Annotated in this window: 2 protein-coding genes; both read right to left on the bottom strand. The window is 54.6% G+C overall.

Annotated features, from left to right (window positions below; translation table 11 throughout):
* Positions 1 to 81 precede the first annotated feature (81 nt).
* Positions 82 to 1,176: a TRAP transporter substrate-binding protein gene (locus B3Z49_RS21960; protein ID WP_008891137.1), complete on the bottom strand. Its 1,095-nt coding sequence runs from the start codon at positions 1,174 to 1,176 to the stop codon at positions 82 to 84.
* A gap of 184 nt (positions 1,177 to 1,360) precedes the next feature.
* Positions 1,361 to 1,879 (bottom strand): arginyl-transferase family protein (locus tag B3Z49_RS21955; protein WP_296994992.1); only part of this gene is annotated, 519 nt, incomplete at its 5' end.

Raw genomic sequence — 1,879 nt, 5'->3', positions numbered from 1 at the left:
CCGGCTCTGATAAGTTTGGAGCAGGCCAAATAAAAGGGCTGGCAAATGCCAGCCCTTTGTCGTTTTCCGAAATCGGAGAACTTAGTATTTGAACGGCAGGACACGTGCCTGTGCGAATGCCGCTTCCGAGAATTTCGACCATGCGATCGACTGGGTACGGAAGGCGATAAGGCTTTCGAAGACTTCCTGCGACAGCGGGTTCGACGAAACCAGATCACGCAGAACTTCGCCCGACAGTTTGCCAAGGCCGGTCAGAATGTCGTCAGAGAACGGACGAACATCAACGCCGTGCTTGTTACGCAGGGTATCGAGTGCCTGAACGTTACGCGCGGTGAATTCGGACAGAACCATCTGGTTCACAGCGCGGTTTGCCTGCTCGACAATGGCTTTCAGATCATCCGGGAGTGCATTCCATGCATCCAGGTTGATGAAGTTGTCGAGAACGGTCGCCGGCTCGTGCCAGCCCGGATAGTAGTAGTATTTAGCCGATTTATAGAGACCAAAGGCCAGATCGTTATAAGGACCAACCCATTCGGTTGCGTCAATCGCGCCCGACTGCAGTGCCGGCGGAATTTCGCCGCCCGGAAGGTTCACAACGTTGGCACCAGCGGCTTTGACAACTTCGCCACCAAGGCCCGGAATACGCATTTTCAGACCTTTATAGTCGTCAATGGTGTTCATTTCCTTGTTGAACCAGCCGCCCATCTGGGTGCCGGTGTTGCCCGACGGGAAGAACTTACAGTTCAGTTCCGCATAGACCTTATCGGCCAGTTCCTGACCGCCACCCCACTGGAACCACGCATTCTGTTCCTGTGCGTTCAGACCGAACGGCATTGCTGCGATATACTGGGTCGCGTCGACTTTGCCTTTCCAGTAGTAAGGCGCGCCGTGGCCCATTTCGACGGTGCCGTTGCCAACAGCGTCGATGGCTTCGAATGCCGGAACAATTTCACCTGCGCCAAAAACGGTAACTTTCAGGCGACCTTCGGATGCCTTGGTGATGTATTCAGCAAGAAGGTTTGCGCCGGTGCCAAGGCCCGGAAAGTTTTTCGGCCAGGTGGTGACCATCCGCCATTCGCGGACGTCCTGGGCAATTGCCGGTTTGGCGAAAGTTGACGCGGCAGCAGCAGTCGCACCTGCTACGGCAGCGCCGGAAAGAAATTGGCGACGTTTCATTGGTTACAACCTCCCAAAGATGCAAGCTCATGATTTATCTGTAAAAGCTGGATGATCAGCTTTGAGACGAAGCTTATATGCGTCTTTACGGGCAGGCAACCGAGGATCGAGTTGTTGTATGGTACTTTAGTCTAATTGGGGAAAGTGGTTCGCGCAATTGGTGCGGAACGCGAACTTTTACAGCTTAGTCCGCGTCGCTATCAGCGTCTTCCATCGAGACCCATTGGCCATCGCGGAAGCCTTCAAGGGGCTGGAAGCGCATCTTATAGGACATCTTGCGGCAATCGCCGATCCAGTAGCCAAGATAGACATGCGGAAGAGAAAGCATTCTGGCTTCGTCGATCAGATCAAGCACGATGTAAGTGCCCAGTCCGCGGCGGTCTTCTTCCGGGTCAAAGAAGCTGTAAACAGCAGACAGTCCGTCGGCCAGAATATCAACCAGCGCCACGGCAATCAGGCTGTCATCATCCCGGCGATATTCGAAGATCGAGGTTTCCACAGTGCTGTCTTCGATCATTGCGCGGTAATCACGGGCATCCATGCGCGCCATGTCACCATTGCCATGCCGGGCATCCTGATAGGTGCTAAACAGCTGATATTGTTCCTGTGTCGCGGACGGTGGCATCACCTTGCGGACAAGATCGCTGTTTCTGTTCCTGATGCGGCGGAAAGACCGGCTGGGTTCGAACCCGTCACAGCGGAC

It is taken from the genome of Thalassospira sp. UBA1131 (assembly GCF_002311515.1).
GTDB lineage: Bacteria > Pseudomonadota > Alphaproteobacteria > Rhodospirillales > Thalassospiraceae > Thalassospira.
This window is presented reverse-complemented; position numbering and strand designations above follow the sequence as displayed.

Bases quoted from the DNA above. Each gene is read 5' to 3' on its own strand.
- B3Z49_RS21960 (WP_008891137.1), bottom strand. From the start codon at position 1,176: ATGAAACGTCGCCAATTTCTTTCCGGCGCTGCCGTAGCAGGTGCGACT.